This window comes from Burkholderia sp. Ac-20384 (assembly GCF_017104605.1).
In the GTDB taxonomy this organism is placed as follows: domain Bacteria; phylum Pseudomonadota; class Gammaproteobacteria; order Burkholderiales; family Burkholderiaceae; genus Burkholderia; species Burkholderia lata.
In genome coordinates, this window is sequence record NZ_JAAGPE010000002.1 from 47,277 (window position 1) to 63,244 (window position 15,968).

Sequence of the window (15,968 nt, forward strand, 5' to 3'; positions counted from 1 at the left end):
ACGACCGCCCTGGACGCGGCTCACGCCGATCACAGGCTCTCTCTAACCCAGCCAGCGCGCATCGGGCCAGTCGCCCTGGTCGAACGTGGCCTTCACGCAGTCGAGCAGCACGGCGACCACGCAGCGCACCGGCGCCGTGGCCTGCCGGCTGCTGGGCGCCGCGAGCACGATCGTGCGGCGGACGCCCGGCGACGCGAGCGGCGCCGCGGTCAGGATGCCGCGCTCGACCTCCTGCGTCACGCCGACGGCCGGCAGGATCGTCCAGCCGTGGCCTTGCGCGACCAGTTCCTTCTGCACGCTCAGCGCATTGGTTTCGGCGAAGACCTGCAATGTCACGCCCGCCTCGGCCGCCGCATGCTCGATCGCGGCCCGCAGGCCCTGCGGCGCGGAAGGCAGGATGAACGGCTCGCGCGCGACCCGCTCGAGCGGCAGCGGCCGCTTGCGCGACAGCCCGGCCGACGGCGCCGCGACGGCCCACAGACTCTCGTCGATCAATGCCTTGACGTGCAGCGCGGGCGTCTCCTTCTGCCCGTACAGCAGCGCCGCGTCGACATCCCCCGCTTCGAGCCAGTCCTGCAGGTGGCCCGCGTAGCCGATCGTGAGCCGCAGCCGGATGTGCGGGTAGCGCCGCGCGACCTCGCCCGCCAGCCGCGTGGCCAGCAGATCCGACGTGCTGGCCAGCAGCCCGATGCTCACGATGCCCGCCACCGGCCCCTCGGTCGGCTGGATCTCGGCCTTGGCCCGCGCCACCTCGTTGAGGATGCGGCGCGCGTATTCGAGCATCGTCTTGCCCGACGGCGTGAGCTGCATCCCGTGCCGGCTGCGGTCGAACAGTTCCGTCCCCATGTCCTCCTCGAGCAGGCGCAGCTGGCGCGACACGGCCGGCTGCACGAGATTCAACAGGCTCGACGCCCGGGTGACGTTGCCCGTTTCGGCCACGGTGACGAAGGCGCGCAGTTGCTTGAGATCCATCGCGGATACCTCGATGCCAAAAACTGATTTGGCGATCAGAAAATTCTATTGTTTAAGAAATCCATCAAAACTTATTATGGACTCAACCCATGCCAATGACGAGACAGGATTCATGAGCGCCTCCGTTTTCTCCGCCCCCGACCAGTACCAGGAAATCCGCGACGCGGTACGCGGCCTGTGCAATCAGTATCCGGCCGAATACCACCGCAAGATCGACGAGGCGCGCGGCTACCCCGAAGCGTTCGTCACGGCCCTCACGCAAGCAGGCTGGCTGGCCGCGCTGATTCCGCAGGAATACGGCGGCCCGGGCCTGTCGATGGCCGAGGCGTCGGTCATCATGGAAGAGATCAACCGCTCCGGCGGCAATTCGGGCGCGTGCCACGGCCAGATGTACGTGATGAACACCATCGTGTTCAGCGGCACCGAAGCGCAGAAGCAGCGCTACCTGCCGCGCATCGCGGCGGGCGAACTGCGCGTGCAGTCGATGGGCGTGACCGAGCCCACCACCGGCAGCGACACCACCAAGCTCAAGACCACGGCCGTGAAGAAGGACGGCCGCTGGGTCATCAACGGCCAGAAGGTGTGGATCTCGCGGGTCCAGCACAGCGACCTGCTGATCCTGCTCGCGCGCACCACGCCGCTCGACCAGGTGCAGAAGAAGAGTGACGGCCTGTCGTGCTTCATCGTCGAGCTGGACAAGGCGATCGGCAACGGCCTCACGGTGCGCCCCATCCTCAACATGGTCAACCACGAGACCAACGAGCTGTTCTTCGACAACCTAGAGCTGCCGGAAGACGCGCTGCTCGGCACCGAAGGCAAGGGGTTGAAGGTGATCTTCGACGGCCTGAACGCCGAGCGCACGCTGATCGCGGCCGAATGCATCGGCGACGGCTACTGGTTCCTCGAGAAAGCACGCGACTACGCGAGCGAGCGCAAGGTGTTCGGCCGCCCGATCGGGCAGAACCAGGGCATCCAGTTTCCGCTCGCCGAATCGTTCATCGAGCTGGAGGCCGCGAACCTGATGCGCTGGCGCGCCTGCGAGAAGATCGACGCGCGCCAGAACGCCGGGGTCGAAGCCAACATGGCCAAGTACCTGGCCGCGAAGGCAAGCTGGGAAGCGGCCAATGCGTGCCTGCAGACGCACGGCGGCTTCGGCTTCGCATGCGAATACGACGTGGAGCGCAAGTTCCGCGAAACGCGCCTGTACCAGGTCGCGCCGATTTCCACCAACATGATCCTGGGGCACGTAGCCGAGCACGTGCTGCAGCTCCCCCGTTCCTACTGATTCCGGAAGGATTCCTCTCCATGAAGATTCTCGTACCCGTCAAGCGCGTGGTGGACTACAACGTCAAGGTTCGCGTCAAGGGCGACGGCACCGGCGTCGATCTCTCGAACGTCAAGATGTCGATGAACCCGTTCGATGAAATCGCGGTTGAAGAAGCCGTCCGCCTGAAGGAAGCCGGCGTGGCGACCGAAGTGATCGCAGTATCGGTCGGTATCGCGCAGGCACAGGAAACGCTGCGCACGGCGCTGGCGATCGGCGCGGATCGCGCGATCCTCGTCGAGTCGAACGACGGCGTCGAGCCGCTCGGCGTCGCGAAGATCCTGAAGGCGCTGGTCGACAAGGAACAGCCGCAACTGGTGATCGTCGGCAAGCAGGCGATCGACGACGATTCGAACCAGACGGGCCAGATGCTGGCCGCGCTGGCAGGCTTCCCGCAAGCGACGTTCGCATCGAAGGTCACGGTGGCCGACGGCAAGGCGACGGTCGCACGCGAAGTCGACGGCGGCGCGGAAACGCTGTCGCTTCAACTGCCCGCGGTCGTCACCACCGACCTGCGCCTGAACGAGCCGCGTTACGTGACGCTGCCGAACATCATGAAGGCGAAGAAGAAACCGCTGGAAACGGTGAAGCCGGAAGACCTGGGCGTCGACGTTGCGCCGCGTCTGAAGACGCTGAAGGTGGTCGAGCCGCCGAAGCGCGCGGCCGGCGTGAAGGTGCCGGACGTGCAGACGCTGGTCGAGAAGCTGAAGACCGAAGCCAAGGTACTGTAAGAGGGAGCGGAAAAAATGACGATTCTGGTGATTGCAGAACACGACAACGCGTCGATCAAGGCCGCGACGCTGAACACGGTGGCGGCCGCAGCGAAGATCGGCGGCGACATTCACGTGCTGGTCGCGGGCCACAATGCGCAAGGCGCAGCCGATGCGGCAGCGAAGATTGCAGGTGTGTCGAAGGTACTCCTGGCCGATGCGCCGCAACTCGAAGCGGGCCTCGCGGAAAACGTCGAAGCCACCGCGCTGAACATCGCGAAGGATTACTCGCACATCCTCGTCCCGGCCACGGCCTACGGCAAGAACGTCACGCCGCGCATCGCCGCGAAGCTGGACGTCGCGCAGATCTCCGAAATCACGGCGGTGGTGTCGGCCGACACGTTCGAGCGCCCGATCTACGCGGGCAACGCGATCGCGACGGTGCAGTCGGGCGATTCGATCAAGGTGATCACCGTGCGTGCGACCGGGTTCGATGCGGTGGCAGCGGAAGGCGGCAGCGCAGCGGTCGAGACGATCGCAGCGGCAGCCGACGCCGGCCAGTCGCAGTTCGTGAGCCGCGAAGTGACGAAGCTGGACCGTCCGGAGCTGACGAGCGCGAACATCATCGTGTCGGGCGGCCGTGGCCTGGGCAGCGGCGAAAACTACACGAAGGTGCTGGAGCCGCTGGCCGACAAGCTGAACGCGGCACTGGGCGCGTCGCGCGCGGCAGTCGACGCCGGTTTCGTCCCGAACGACTACCAGGTCGGCCAGACCGGCAAGATCGTCGCACCGCAGCTGTACATCGCGGTCGGCATCTCGGGTGCGATCCAGCACTTGGCCGGCATGAAGGATTCGAAGGTGATCGTCGCGATCAACAAGGATCCCGAAGCACCGATCTTCAGCGTGGCGGACTACAGCCTCGAAGCCGACCTGTTCGCGGCCGTGCCCGAGCTGGTCAACGCACTCTGACGGCAAGGGCAGCCGGCGCCTGGCATGCAGGCGCCGGCTGCCTGCCGGACGCTTCCATCATCGAGCACGAAACACCATGAGTGTCGAGCCTTCCGAATCCTTCGACGCGTGGGTCGGCCGCAGTGAAGACAGCGCGGACCGGATTACCCGGGCCCCCGTCCGTCTGCTGCAGGCGACACTGGACTCCGCGAACCCATCCGAACTCCCCGCGACGCTGCCGCCGCTGTGGCACTGGCTGTACTTCCTGCCGGGCGAGCGCCAGTCGAACATCGGTGTCGACGGCCACCCGCAGCGCGGCGGCTTCCTGCCGCCCGTTACGCTGCCGCGCCGCATGTGGGCCGGCGGACGGCTGCAGTTCCTGCGTCCGCTGGCCGTCGATGCGCCGGTGCAGCGCCGGTCCACGATCCTGAGCGTGCAGAGCAAATCCGGCCGTAGCGGCCAGCTGGTGTTCGTCACCGTCCTGCACGAAACGAGCGACGCCGACGGCGTGGCCATCCGCGAGGAACAGGACATCGTGTATCGCGACGCGCCGCCTCCCGCCGCGGCCGGTGCACCGGCACCGCAGCCGGCACCGGCGCCGGCCGACGAGCAGTATTCGCGCGTCGTCACGCCCGACCCGGTGCTGCTGATGCGCTTTTCCGCCCTCACCTTCAACGGCCACCGGATCCACTACGACCGGCCTTACGCGATGCAGGAAGAAGGTTATCCGGGCCTGGTGGTGCACGGCCCGCTGATCGCGATGCTGCTGCTGGAGGAACTGCGCCGCACGCACCCCGGGAAGACTGTACGCAGCTTCGAGTTCAAGGCCGTGAGCCCGCTGTTCGACACCGCGCCGTTCACGGTGAACGGCAAGCTCGACGGTCATGCCGCCCGCCTGTGGGCACGCGGCCCGCAAGGGCAGCTGGCCATGCAGGCCAGCGCCGAACTGGAGTAACGATCCGATCATGCAAGCTCGAAAAGGCCCGCTGAGCGGGATGACCGTCGTCACGCTCGAACACGCGATCGCCGCGCCGTTCTGCACGCGCCAGCTCGCCGACCTCGGCGCCCGCGTCATCAAGGTGGAACGCCCCGGCGTGGGCGATTTCGCGCGTGCGTACGACCACCGCACCCGCGGTCTCGCATCGCACTTCGTGTGGACCAACCGGTCGAAGGAAAGCCTCACGCTGGACCTGAAGCAACCGGCCGCGCAAGCAGTGCTGGGCGAACTCGTGGCCCAGGCCGACGTACTGGTGCAGAACCTCGCGCCCGGCGCGGCCGCGCGCATGGGCCTGTCGTTCGATGCGCTGCACGCGAAGTACCCGCGGCTGATCGTCTGCGACATCTCGGGCTACGGTGCCGACGGCCCCTACCGCGACAAGAAAGCCTACGACCTGTTGATCCAGAGCGAGGCCGCGTTCCTGTCGATCACGGGCACGGCCGACGAGCCCAGCAAGGCCGGCAACTCGATCGCCGACATCGCGGCGGGCATGTATGCGTACACGGGCATCCTCAGCGCGCTCCTGCAGCGCGGCGTCACGGGCATCGGCTCGCACGTGGAAATTTCGATGCTCGAGGCGCTGGCCGAGTGGATGGGCTTCCCGATGTACTACGCGTACGACGGCCAGCAGCAGCCGGGCCGCAACGGCGCCGCGCACGCGACCATCTACCCTTACGGCCCGTTCAAGGCCGGCGACGGCCGCGTCGTGATGCTCGGCCTGCAGAACGAGCGCGAATGGAAAGCGTTCTGCGATGTCGTGCTGCGCGACCCGACGCTCGCGACCGATCCGCGCTTCGACGCCAACGTGCACCGCTCGGAACACCGTGCGGAACTGAAGGCCGTGATCGAGCAGGCGTTCTCCTCGCTCACCGCGCAGGACGTGATCGCGCGCCTCGACGAAGCGCAGATCGCGAACGCCGCCGTGAACCAGGTCGGTGATCTGTGGACGCATCCGCAACTGCACGCGCGCGAGCGTTTTCGTTCGATCGATTCGCCGGCCGGCGAACTGCAGGCGCTGCTGCCGCCCGCCACGGTCGACAGCTTCGACGTGCGCATGGATGCGGTGCCTGCGCTCGGCGAGCACAGCGCGGCGATCCTGCATGAACTCGGGCGCACCGACGCCGATATCGAACAACTGCGCGCCGCCGGCGTGATCTGAGCCATGTCCAAGCCCCTCTCCCCCGTCCAGCACGCGCGCAGTCTCCTGTTCGTGCCGGCCACCCGCCCCGAGCGCTTCGCGAAGGCGCTCGATTCGGGCGCCGACTGCATCATCGTCGACCTCGAGGACGCCGTCAGCCCCGACAGCAAGGACAACGCTCGCGCGCAACTCGCGCAGCACCTGCCGCTGCTGACGCCTGAACAGCGATCGCGCACCGTCGTGCGCGTGAACGCGGTCGGCACGCCGTGGCATGACGCGGACATCGCGCTACTGCGCGACTGGGCCGCGCAAGGCGTGATCGTGATGCTGCCGAAGTCCGAAGACGCGGGCGCGCTTCGCCACGTCGCGGCGCAGCTCGGCGAGCACGCGCAACTCGTCGCGCTGATCGAATCGCTGGCCGGGCTCGATGCCGCCGATGCGCTCGCGCGCGACCCGCAGGTCGTGCGCGTCGCGTTCGGACACCTGGATTTCCAGCTCGATCTCGGCATGCGCGCGACATTGGAAGAGCCGGAGCTGGCCTTTGCGCGTAATGCGATCGTGGCCGCGTCGCGCCGCGCCCGGCTGCCCGCGCCGATCGACGGCGTGACCACGCGCACCGACGATGCCGAACGCCTGGCGGCCGATGCGCGGCGCGCGCGCGCATTCGGTTTCGGCGGCAAGCTGTGCATCCACCCGGCCCAGGTCACCGGCGTGAACGACGCGATGGGCTACTCGGAAGACGAACAGGCTTGGGCGCGCCGCGTGATCGACGAAGCCGCGAAACACGGCGGCGCCGCGTTCAGCCTGGACGGCCGCATGGTCGATCTCCCGGTGATTCGCGCGGCCGAGGCGATCATCGCCGGCACGCGGAAGTAATCGATCGCCGCGCGGCAGGATCCTGCGACTCCGGGGGCCTGCCTTGCGACCATCGCGACCATCGCGCCCCTCGTGCGGCTCGCGCCGAACGCGGCAGCAGGCCAGTCATTCCGACAGGTAGCCAGTTATGGGAAAAAACATGGGCGGCGTCCGGCATCCGGACGCCGCCCATCGTTTTGAGCCGCTTTCAGTCGCGTGGCGCCGGGAGACGCTTGCGCGCCCCCTCGCCGATTTCCCCCTTAGTCTTCAACCGCCCACAGGCGAGTCAACTCGGCGGCCTTCATCGCCGGGTTCAACTCGCGCAGCGCGGCCAGCAGTTGCCGGGCCCGTTCGGCACCCAGCACATCCTGGGTCAGGTCCATGAACTTCGCGTCCTGCTCGTGCTCGGGCATCGGATTCGTGTCGGTGCCGATCGGGTCGCCGACGAACACGTGCTCGGTGCGGCCATCCTTGAACGTCACGGTCACGTCGGCCACGAACTTGCCCGGATACTGCTGTTCCAGCTCGGGCGCCTCACTGATGCGAATGCTGCGCGCGATCTCGATGACCGGCGCCATGTCCACCTTGCCGGCGAGGTAGTCGCGATGGACCGGATAGCCATTGCCGTGGCCCAGCAGCGTCAACGCCGCCTGGATCGGCAGGCTGAACTGCACGTGCTCGATGTTCTTCGGCGTGTACGCGTTGGCGTTGGCCGTGCCGACGACGACGTTGAAATGCGGCGTGATCTTCAGGTGGATGTCGGCGATCTCGTCGCGGCGCGCCGCGAACGGCCGCAGCGCGTCGATGTACGCATGCGTGCAGTAGCACGCGCAGTACGCCTTCAGCCACACCGTGCCGATCTCGAACGGCCGGTCGATCGCGAAGCGCCGCTCGGCCGCGTCGCCGGCCTGCCGCTGCAGCAACGTGCGGAAAAAGCCCTTGTTGCCGCTCAGGAACGCGCGCGGGCCCGTGATGCCGGCGCGAGCCATGTCGGCCGCCGCCATCCCGTTGCGCGTGCCGATGCCGGCATGGATCCGCTTGATGGAGCCGCCGGTGGACGTGTACTCCGTCGTGCCCGACACGTGGCTCAGCGCAATCGCGAGCGCGTGCAGCGTCGTTTCGGCATCGAAGCCGCGCAGCTTGGCCGCCACGGCCGCCGCGCCGAAGTTCGACAGCGTCGCATGCGGGTGGAAACCGCGCTGCAGCAGGTCGGGCGCGGCCAGCTTGCCGATGCGCGCGTACACCTCATAACCGGCTACCATCGCGACGACGATGTCCTCGAGCGACGAACCCAGTTCCTCGCCGATCGCGAGCGCAGCGGGGATCACGCAGCTGCCCGGGTGACTGTAGCTGGGGCCGTGCGCATCGTCGTACTCGAAGCCGTGGCCGTACGAGCCGTTGACGAACGCGGCGTCCGCCGCGCTCATCGTCAGCGACGATGCGCTGACGCGGCTGTTGCCCGGGCGCTGCTGGGCCTTCGCGTAGTCGAGCAGCTGCACCGACCACGGCAGCTTCGAAATGCCGACCTGCAACGCGATCTGGTCGCGCATCAGCCGGTTGAGGCCGGCGTGCGCATGCGCATCGAGATGCTCGTATTTCAGTTCCTGGATGAAGCGCACCACCGCCTGTTCCAGCGGCGGGCAGTTGTCCGGCGCAACGGGCCGGGGCTCTTGGGTAATGCTCATTTACGGTTCCTCGACATTCGAAATGGGGATGGCCCGGCACGTGTCCGGGCATCCGGTGCTCGTCTCTTCCATCGGGTCAGAACAGGAACGCGCCCTTGCCGCCCGACTGCGCATCGAACATCCGGTACGCTTCGTCGGCCTGGTCGATCTTCCAGTAGTCGGTGAACAGCTTGTCGACGTCCACGCCGTGATCCGCGACGAAATGGATGCATTGCTTCATGCTGACCTCGGAGAACGTGTACGACCCGATGATGGTGCGCTGCTTGCCGATCACGTCCTTCATGCCGTCGACGTTGAGGTTGCCGCCGACGGCCACCAGCGCGATGCGGCCCCACGGGCGCGTGCTGCGCACGGCCTGCTGACGCGGCACTTCGCCGCCCGCGCAGTCCATCGAGCAGGTCACGCCCAGGCCGCCGGTGAGCTTCTGGATCTCTTCGATCGGGTCCAGCTTGCTGCCGTCGATCACGTGGGTCGCGCCGAATTCCTTCGCACGGGCAACACGATCGGCCGCGATGTCCACCCCGATGACTTCCACACCCATTGCCGCGGCCAGCTGCACGGCGGACAAGCCGACCGGGCCCAGCCCGAACACCGCGAGCGTGTCGCGTGCGCTGATATCGAGGCGCAGCAATGCGCCCCAGGCCGTCCCCGTGCCGCACGAAATGGCCGCGCCGGCGGCGAACGACACTTCGTCGGGCAGGTGGACCAGCGACGTTGCCGGCACCTTCATGTAGTGCGCGTGGCCGCCGTGCTTGATCACGCCGTGAATGTCCGCGCCGTGGCTGCACATTTGCGTCCAGCCGGTGCGGCAGTGGTCGCAATGCAGGCAGCCTTCGTAGTGGAACACCGCGACGCGATCGCCCACCTTGAACGCTCGCGGATCGACGCCCGCGCCCACCGCGACGATCTGGCCGCAAGGCTCGTGGCCGCCGATGACCGGCGTGTCTTCCGACATGCCGCGCGACGCGAGATCCTTGAAGCCCAGCGAGCGGATCACGTCGGCCGGCTTGTTGCGATAGAAATGCAGGTCGCTGCCGCACATGCCGGAGGCCTTCATCTCGATCACCGCTTCGCCGGGGCCGGGCACCGGATCCTCGAAATCCAGAATCTCCAGCTTCCGTTCGCCTCTGAACACGACGCCTTTCATGTCCTTGTCTCCTGATTGTTGTGCAACGGGGTCGAGCGCATGCGTGCCGGCTCAGCCCAGGTTGAAGTAGGTCGCCTTCGGGTACAGGAAGCTCTCGACGTGCTCCTTCCCGCCCTTCCATCCGTAGCCGCTCATCTTCGTGCCGCCGAAGCCCACGGCCGGATCGATCACGCCGTAGCAATTGACCCAGACCGTGCCCGAGCGAATGCCTTGCGAGACCTTGTGCGCGGTCGACAGGTTGCTCGTCCACACGCCGCCGGCCAGGCCGTACGGCGTGTCGTTTGCCAGCTGCAGCGCCTCGTCCATCGTGTCGAACGGGATCACCGACGCCACCGGCCCGAAGATTTCCTCCCGCGCGATGGTCATGTCGTTGCGCACGTTGGCGAACACCGTCGGCTCGACGAAATAGCCGCGCGCCAGCTCGCCGCCCGGGCGCTGGCCGCCGTGCACGAGCGTCGCTTCCTTGCCGCCGATGTCGACGTAGTGCATCACGCGCTCGAGCTGGCGCTGCGAAATCAGCGGGCCGATCTGCGTATCGGGCGACAGGCCGTCGCCGATCCGGATCGTCTTCGCGAACGCGGCAATGCGCTGCACGAATTCGTCGTGGATCGCGCGCTGCACGAAGATCCGCGTGCCGGCCACGCATACCTGGCCGGTATTGGTGAACACGCCCATCGCCGCGCCCGGCACGGCCTTGTCGAGATCGGCATCGGCGAACACGATGTCGGGCGACTTGCCGCCGAGTTCGAGCTGCAGGCGCTTCAGGTTGCCGGCCGACGCGCGCACGATCGCCTGCGCGGTGCCCACCGAGCCCGTGAAGGCCACCCGGTCGACGTCCGGATGCTCGGCCAGCGCCTGGCCGACGTCCTTGCCGTAGCCCGTCACCACGTTGATCACGCCGTCGGGCACGCCGGCTTCCATCATCAGTTCGGACACGCGCAGCGACGACAGCGACGCATCCTCGGCCGGCTTGAGCACGGCCGTGCAACCGGTGGCCAGCGCGGGGCCGTAGATCCACCACAGCCCCATCAGCGGGCCGTTCCACGGGATGATCCCGCCGACCACGCCCACCGGCATCAGGTGCTTGAGCGCGGTGAAGCCGGGCGCGATCGACATCGGCGCGGCCTGCACCGTGCCGGCGCCGGTTTGCGACGCGTAGAACTGCAGCAGTTGCGACAGCCATTCCTTGTAGCCGCGCGTGCGCGCCAGCGGTGCGCCCATGTCGAGCGTCTCGATCAGCGCGAGCTCGTCGAAGTGGTCGAGAATGACGTCGTGCACGCGCAGCAGCAGCTTGCGCCGCTCATGGGGCGTGAAGCGGCTCCACGGCCCCTCGAACGCGCGACGCGCAGCCGCGACGGCCCGCTCCACGTCCTGCGTGCCGCCCTTCGCGATGTGGCACAGCACCTCGCCGGTGGCCGGATTGATCGCCTCGATATGCTCGCCGCCGGCCGGTTCGACCCATTGGCCGCCGATCAGCAGTTTCTTGTTGCCCTCGATGAAGCCTGGAATGTTTACGCTCACTGGCGTCTCCTTCGATTTCGTTCTGTTCTGAATGGATGGGTGAAAATCACATGCGCAGCATGATCGACTTGGTCTGCGTGTACGCATCGATCGATTCCTGACCGAACTCGCGCCCCCAGCCCGACTGCTTGTATCCGCCGAAGGCCATCGCCGGATCGGATTCGCCGAACGTGTTGATCCACAGGCGCCCGGCCTTCAGTGCGCGCACCACCTTGTGCGCCCGCGCGACGTCGCGCGTCCACACCGCGGCCGACAGCCCGTAGGTCGTGTCGTTGGCCTGCAGCACCGCGTCGTCCTCGTCCTTGAACGGGATGATCGACAGCACCGGGCCGAAGATCTCTTCCTGCGCGATCCGCATGCCGTTGCGCACGTTGTCGAACACCGTCGGCTCGACGAAGTAGCCGGCGCCGCGCCACGGGTCGCCGCCCAGCCGCAGCGTCGCGCCGCCCTCCTGGCCCAAGCCGATGTACGACCACACGCGATCGCGCTGCTTCGCCGAAATGAGCGGGCCGAGCTTCGTATCGGATGCGAACGGATCGCCCGCCTTCCACGTCGCAGCGATTTGCGCGACGCGCTCGGCCACCTGCTCGTGAATGCCCTCCTGCACGAACAGGCGCGTGCCGGCCGAGCACACCTGGCCGGAGTTGCCGCAGAAGGTCTTCACGGCGGCCTGCACGGCCTTCTCGATGTCGGCGTCGGCAAATATGACGTTGGGCGCCTTTCCGCCGAGCTCCAGCGTCACTTTCTTGAGGTTCAGCGTCGCGTCGCGCGTGATCTGCTTGCCGACCGGCGTCGAGCCCGTGAACGCGATCTTGTCGACGCCCGGGTGCTGCGCCAGCGCGGCGCCCGCGGTCGGACCGTAGCCCGGCAGCACGTTGATGACGCCCGGCGGCAGGTCGGTTTCCTGGATCAGCTCGGCGAGACGGATCGACGTGAGGCAGGCCAGCTCGGCCGGCTTGAGGATGACCGTGTTGCCGCAGCACAGCGCGTTCGCGAACTTGATCGCGGCCATCAGGATCGGCACGTTCCACGGGATGATCTGGCCGCATACGCCGAGCGGTTCGCGCAGCGTGTAGATCAGCGTGCTGCCGTCCGACGGGATCGTCGTGCCGAGCACCTTCGAACACCAGCCCGCGTAGTAGCGGACGATGTCGATGGTCGCCGTCACCGCGGCCTGCGCGAACCACAGCGGCATGCCGTTGTCGAGCGATTCGATCGCAGCCAGTTCGTCGACATGCTGCTCGATCGCATCGGCGATCTTCAGCAGCGCGCGGGTACGCGCATGCGGCGACAACCCGCCCCACGACGGCGCGTCGAATGCGCGGCGCGCGGCGATCACGGCGGCATCCACATCGGCGCTGTCGGCCTCGGCCACGCGGCACAGCACCTGTTCGGTCGCCGGGTTGATCGTCTCGAACGTGTTGCCCGACGCGGCATCGACCCAGCGCCCGCCGATGAGCAGGCGCTTCGGGCCACGGTTGATCCACGCAAGCGCTTGTGTGCGCGCGGCTTGCGCGGCCTCGGTGACTGTCGTCATGAATGCTCCGGATGAGTGAGGTCGCATGTGAGGCCAGCGGCACGTCGACCCGCGTCGACAGCACCGCGCTCAGCGGCTTGGCACGACGCACTTGCGGATCGAAATCGGCGGGCGTGACGCACATGAACAACGTGCGGCCGTCTTCACCGCCCAGCGAGCAGGCGTAGCAGTTGCGGTCGCCGGTCTGGATCTCGTCGAGAATCCTGCCGCCCGGCGCCACGCGCAGCGCGCGCGTCTTCGTGAAATCCGCGATCCAGATCGCGCCCTCCGCATCAGCCGGCGAGATGCCGTCCGGCGCCACGACGATTTCCGCCATCGACCGGATCACGTCCTCGTCCTGCGGCACCGGGCCGAACGTCGCCCAGTCGCGCCGCGCGGACAGCGCGCCGTCGGCCCGGATGTCGAACGCCGACATGCGGTTGCCCCACGACTCGGCCACCACCAGCGTGCGGCCGTCGACGATCGTCGCGCCATTCGCGAAATGGAGCGGCTCGCTCACCATCGTGACCGTGCCGTCCGGATCGACGCGCGCGAGCCGCCCCGGCCGGCGCGGCGCACGCTTCATCACGTCGAAGCCCAGGTTTCCGACCCACGCGCGGCCCTGCGCATCCACGACCATGTCGTTGGGTTCGAACTCGAGGTGCGGGGCAAGGTCGGCGTGACGCACGACCGAACCGTCGTGCTCACGTCGCAGCAATGCGCGGTCGTGCATCGACACGACGAGCAGGCGCCCGTCCGGCAGCCAGCCGATACCCGACGGGCATTCCGGCACGTGCATTTCCTCGCACACGTTGCTGCCGTCCTCCCGCATCGAGTACACGCACTCGGTGTAGAGGTCGCTGAACCAGAAACGGCCGTCGTGCCAGCGCGCGGCTTCGGTATGCGTCATGCCGTCGAGAAGCAGGGTGAGTTGTCTCATTTACCGTTTGTTAGTTAGATTGAGAAAGCGGCCGGATCGATATCGGTGGGTGCAGCCGCTTGCGACTACAAAAGCCGGGCCAACGGGACATCGACGGCGCTCATGGCTCGCGCCTCGCGCCCGTCGGAGGAAGTCATCCGTGTTGAAGCACAACGCGCGGAGCAATGCGAGCACGCGTCGCCGTATTGCGTTACCTAACAAACAGTAGTTATTCTATTTTCCCGGACCGGATTTCACATCAGGGAATCCCCGTAGCCCGCACGTTGCACTGCACGAAATTTTCGAAGGATGGAACGCTTCGAACACGGGCATTGCGAACGGCGACGCACGCGCGACTAAATGATCTGGGCAAACGCACGACGCCCTGCGATCGCATCGCGCCTCACCGCTTCTCCCACTGGACTACCGCACCATGCCTGACACCCTCATCCAGCAGCTCGCGGACTTCACCGCCGGCACCCGTTACGATCAGCTCCCTGCTCCCGTCGTCGATGCGTGCAAGCGCATCCTGCTCGACTCGATCGGCTGCGCGGTCGCCGCCGTCGACGAACCGAAGGGGCGCATCGGCATCGACTATGCGCGACTGACGGGCGGCCACGGCGACGCGACCATCATCGGCACCGGCGAGCGCGTGTCGATGTTCGGCGCGGCCTTCGCGAACGGCGAACTCATCAACGCGCTCGACATGGATGCCGTGGTGCCGCCCGGCCACGTCACGCCGTACGTGCTGCCCGGCGCGCTCGCGGTTGCCGAGACGTCGCATGCGAGCGGCCAGGCGCTGATCGAGGCGATCGCGCTGTCGCACGAAATGTCGTACCGCATCGGCAAGGCGATGGATTACCTGCGCGATACGCGGGACGGCAAGGTCGCGCCGCCGCCCGTGTACGGCTACAGCAGCACCGTGTTCGGGGCGACCGCCGCGATCGTCAGGCTGAAGGCGCTACCGCCCGGCGTGCTGCCAAACGCGCTCGGCATCGCCGGCAGCATTGCGCCGGTGAATTCGCAGGTCGCGTGGTTTCAGCACGCACCGAGCTCGACGATCAAGTACCTGCTTGCGGGCGCGCTCACGCAGGCGGCGATGACGGCCGCGCACATGGCCGAACTCGGCCATCGCGGCGACACGCAGATCCTCGACGATCGCGAATATGGCTTCCCGCGCTTCATCGGCACACAACGCTGGGAGCCGCAGCACATCACCGACGCGCTGGGTACTGACTGGCGCTTTCCGTCCGAACAGGCGTTCAAGCCCTACCCGCATTGCCGCATTCTTCACGCGCTGCTCGACGGCCTCACTGAAATCGTCGAAACGAACGACATCGCGCCGCACGAAATCACCGGCATCAAGGCCTGGGTCGAAGGTTTCGTCGAGCAGCCCGTGTGGCTCAACCGGAACATCGAACACGTGCACGACGCGCAGTTCAGCATCGCGCACGGCCTCGCGCTCGGCGCGCATCGCCCGCCGCCCGGCAAGGCCTGGCAGGACCCGTCGCTCGTCTTCGGGCCGTCCGTGATGGCGCTGATGGACAAGGTCACGCACGAAGTGCATCCGAACTACGTCGAATTGCTGTCCGGCCACGCCGCCAGCCGGCCGGCGAAGCTCGAAGTGTCCGCGCGCGGCCAGACGTTCGTCGACGAGCGGCGTTACCCGAAGGGCAGCCCGTCGCCGGACCCGGCAAGCCGGATGACCGACGACGAACTGATCGCGAAATTCCGTCGCAATGTCGAGGACGTATTGCCTGCCGGCCGGATCGACGACGTAATCGAGGCGGTCTTTACGCTCGAGCGCGCGGACGACGTCGCGTCGATCATGCGCCTGCTCGGCCCCGATCCCGCCCGTGCCGGCTCGCGGGCACGAACGGCCGGCTGAGCATGCCGACTTTGCCGTTTCGGCACGGCTGAACATCACGCATCGTGTCGCGGCGACGTACCGCGGCACGAACACACATTCATCAAGGAGACAATTCGCAGAAGCATCGAATCCGGACTCGAAACTCGCAGTGTGCCCTTCGCATCGGACGCTTCGATGCAGGCATCGCCTCGTCCGGATTGATCGATGTTTTTCGCTCGTCGCTGACGCAACACGCCGCCTCCTCCTTCATCAACACCGCACACACGGTGCGGTCGTGCCCGAACTCGTCCGTACGATCCGCGCATGAAATATCCGGCAACACATTTCCCGCCCGGATTCACGTCGCTGGTCCGATCACAAAAAAAA

The 15,968-nt window shown here is 67.0% G+C and carries 12 protein-coding genes and 1 pseudogene; 7 read left to right on the forward strand and 6 right to left on the reverse strand.

Annotation, left to right across the window (positions count from 1 at the left end; translation table 11 throughout):
* Positions 1 to 42 precede the first annotated feature (42 nt).
* Complete coding sequence (locus G3O00_RS00815; RefSeq protein ID WP_011349983.1) at positions 43 to 972, reverse strand: LysR substrate-binding domain-containing protein; 930 nt, start codon at positions 970 to 972, stop codon at positions 43 to 45.
* Between the two features lie 112 nt (positions 973 to 1,084).
* Between G3O00_RS00815 and G3O00_RS00820 the strand changes: the two genes are divergently transcribed.
* The 6 genes from G3O00_RS00820 (at position 1,085) to G3O00_RS00845 (ending at position 6,965) form a co-directional block, all read left to right on the forward strand.
* Complete coding sequence (locus tag G3O00_RS00820; RefSeq protein WP_011349984.1) at positions 1,085 to 2,257, forward strand: acyl-CoA dehydrogenase family protein; 1,173 nt, start codon at positions 1,085 to 1,087, stop codon at positions 2,255 to 2,257.
* Between the two features lie 20 nt (positions 2,258 to 2,277).
* Entirely contained in the window at positions 2,278 to 3,027 is a 750-nt protein-coding gene (locus G3O00_RS00825; RefSeq protein WP_206141701.1) for an electron transfer flavoprotein subunit beta/FixA family protein, read from the forward strand.
* A 15-nt stretch (positions 3,028 to 3,042) separates the two neighbouring features.
* A complete protein-coding gene (locus tag G3O00_RS00830; RefSeq protein WP_206141702.1) occupies positions 3,043 to 3,975 on the forward strand; it encodes an FAD-binding protein in 933 nt (310 codons plus the stop codon).
* Between the two features lie 76 nt (positions 3,976 to 4,051).
* Positions 4,052 to 4,909: a MaoC family dehydratase N-terminal domain-containing protein gene (locus G3O00_RS00835; protein ID WP_206141703.1), complete on the forward strand. Its 858-nt coding sequence runs from the start codon at positions 4,052 to 4,054 to the stop codon at positions 4,907 to 4,909.
* A gap of 10 nt (positions 4,910 to 4,919) precedes the next feature.
* Positions 4,920 to 6,110, forward strand: a complete 1,191-nt coding sequence (locus tag G3O00_RS00840; RefSeq protein ID WP_206141704.1) for a CaiB/BaiF CoA-transferase family protein — start codon at positions 4,920 to 4,922, stop codon at positions 6,108 to 6,110.
* Positions 6,111 to 6,113: 3 nt separating this feature from the next.
* Positions 6,114 to 6,965, forward strand: coding sequence for a CoA ester lyase (locus tag G3O00_RS00845; protein ID WP_206141705.1), 852 nt, complete (start codon positions 6,114 to 6,116; stop codon positions 6,963 to 6,965).
* A gap of 239 nt (positions 6,966 to 7,204) precedes the next feature.
* Here the strand turns inward: G3O00_RS00845 and G3O00_RS00850 are convergent, their stop codons facing one another.
* From G3O00_RS00850 to G3O00_RS00870, 5 genes and pseudogenes are all read right to left on the reverse strand, one after another.
* Complete coding sequence (locus G3O00_RS00850) at positions 7,205 to 8,629, reverse strand: MmgE/PrpD family protein (protein ID WP_206141706.1); 1,425 nt, start codon at positions 8,627 to 8,629, stop codon at positions 7,205 to 7,207.
* Between the two features lie 76 nt (positions 8,630 to 8,705).
* Entirely contained in the window at positions 8,706 to 9,776 is a 1,071-nt protein-coding gene (locus G3O00_RS00855; RefSeq protein ID WP_206141707.1) for a zinc-binding dehydrogenase, read from the reverse strand.
* Between the two features lie 51 nt (positions 9,777 to 9,827).
* Positions 9,828 to 11,384, reverse strand: a complete 1,557-nt coding sequence (locus G3O00_RS00860; protein ID WP_241024874.1) for an aldehyde dehydrogenase family protein — start codon at positions 11,382 to 11,384, stop codon at positions 9,828 to 9,830.
* Positions 11,344 to 12,834 (reverse strand): aldehyde dehydrogenase family protein, encoded by a 1,491-nt coding sequence (locus tag G3O00_RS00865; protein WP_206141709.1) that lies wholly within the window; start codon positions 12,832 to 12,834, stop codon positions 11,344 to 11,346. Before G3O00_RS00865 ends, G3O00_RS00860 begins: the two co-directional genes overlap by 41 nt.
* Before the next feature lie 178 nt (positions 12,835 to 13,012).
* Positions 13,013 to 13,753 (reverse strand): annotated as a pseudogene (locus G3O00_RS00870) (SMP-30/gluconolactonase/LRE family protein); the annotation flags it as partial.
* 412 nt (positions 13,754 to 14,165) lie between these two features.
* On the opposite strand from G3O00_RS00870, the gene G3O00_RS00875 reads away from it, so the two are divergent.
* Positions 14,166 to 15,620 (forward strand): MmgE/PrpD family protein, encoded by a 1,455-nt coding sequence (locus G3O00_RS00875; protein ID WP_206141710.1) that lies wholly within the window; start codon positions 14,166 to 14,168, stop codon positions 15,618 to 15,620.
* Positions 15,621 to 15,968: the final 348 nt, after the last annotated feature.

What these genes read in the sequence shown, in the direction of transcription:
- G3O00_RS00875 (WP_206141710.1), top strand. Translation starts at nt 14,166, where the DNA reads ATGCCTGACACCCTCATCCAGCAGCTCGCGGACTTCACCGCCGGCACC.
- G3O00_RS00840 (WP_206141704.1), top strand. Translation starts at nt 4,920, where the DNA reads ATGCAAGCTCGAAAAGGCCCGCTGAGCGGGATGACCGTCGTCACGCTC.
- G3O00_RS00835 (WP_206141703.1), top strand. Translation starts at nt 4,052, where the DNA reads ATGAGTGTCGAGCCTTCCGAATCCTTCGACGCGTGGGTCGGCCGCAGT.
- G3O00_RS00855 (WP_206141707.1), bottom strand. Translation starts at nt 9,776, where the DNA reads ATGAAAGGCGTCGTGTTCAGAGGCGAACGGAAGCTGGAGATTCTGGAT.
- G3O00_RS00860 (WP_241024874.1), bottom strand. Translation starts at nt 11,384, where the DNA reads ATGCGTACACGCAGACCAAGTCGATCATGCTGCGCATGTGATTTTCAC.
- G3O00_RS00845 (WP_206141705.1), top strand. Translation starts at nt 6,114, where the DNA reads ATGTCCAAGCCCCTCTCCCCCGTCCAGCACGCGCGCAGTCTCCTGTTC.
- G3O00_RS00850 (WP_206141706.1), bottom strand. Translation starts at nt 8,629, where the DNA reads ATGAGCATTACCCAAGAGCCCCGGCCCGTTGCGCCGGACAACTGCCCG.
- G3O00_RS00825 (WP_206141701.1), top strand. Translation starts at nt 2,278, where the DNA reads ATGAAGATTCTCGTACCCGTCAAGCGCGTGGTGGACTACAACGTCAAG.
- G3O00_RS00830 (WP_206141702.1), top strand. Translation starts at nt 3,043, where the DNA reads ATGACGATTCTGGTGATTGCAGAACACGACAACGCGTCGATCAAGGCC.
- G3O00_RS00815 (WP_011349983.1), bottom strand. Translation starts at nt 972, where the DNA reads ATGGATCTCAAGCAACTGCGCGCCTTCGTCACCGTGGCCGAAACGGGC.
- G3O00_RS00865 (WP_206141709.1), bottom strand. Translation starts at nt 12,834, where the DNA reads ATGACGACAGTCACCGAGGCCGCGCAAGCCGCGCGCACACAAGCGCTT.
- G3O00_RS00820 (WP_011349984.1), top strand. Translation starts at nt 1,085, where the DNA reads ATGAGCGCCTCCGTTTTCTCCGCCCCCGACCAGTACCAGGAAATCCGC.